General features: G+C 70.0%; 1 protein-coding gene. It reads right to left on the reverse strand.

Features of this window, described 5'->3' with window-relative positions; translation table 11 throughout:
* A partial coding sequence (locus B8W67_RS20175; RefSeq protein ID WP_109561858.1) for a TatD family hydrolase occupies positions 1-639 on the reverse strand: 639 nt, incomplete at both ends.

Raw genomic sequence — 639 nt, forward strand, 5'->3', positions numbered from 1 at the left:
CGTGGGCCAATTCCTCCGCCGGCCGATCGAGCAGATCGGCCAACGCTTGAACAGTGTAGGGCAGGCAGTAGGGCTCGTTGGGGGCGCCGCGGTAGGGGTGCGGGGTCAAAAACGGCGCGTCGGTCTCCACCAGCAGCTGCTCGTCGGGGATCAGCGGGACGGCCCGGCGCAGGTCGTGGGCGTTGCGGAAGCTCACCGTGCCGGAGAGGCTGAGCAGCCATCCGGCCTGCACGCAGGTGTGTGCCATCACACTATCGGAGGAAAAACAGTGGAAGATCACAGTCTCCGGGGCGCCTTCGGCGCGTAAGACGTCCAGAATGTCGGCGTCGGCCTGCCGATTATGGATCATGAGCGGTTTGCCGGTGCGCTTGGCCAGGTCGATGTGCCAGGCGAAGGCCTCACGCTGCACCTGCGGCGCCGCGCAGTCCGGCAGCCGGCCCGGCCAGTACAGGTCCATCCCGGTCTCGCCGATCGCCACCACCCGCGGGTGCGCCGCCAGCGCCTCGATCTCGGCGCGCGCGGCATCGGTCAGCGCATCGGCGCGGGTGGGATGCAGCGCGACCGCCGCGTACACCCGGTCATCCCAGTCGGCGGCGCGGGTCACCCAGCGGGCCGAGGCGAGGTCGTCGGCGATGGTGA

The sequence above is a fragment of the Mycolicibacillus koreensis genome, from assembly GCF_002104795.1.
Classification (GTDB): Bacteria; Actinomycetota; Actinomycetes; order Mycobacteriales; family Mycobacteriaceae; genus Mycobacterium; species Mycobacterium koreense.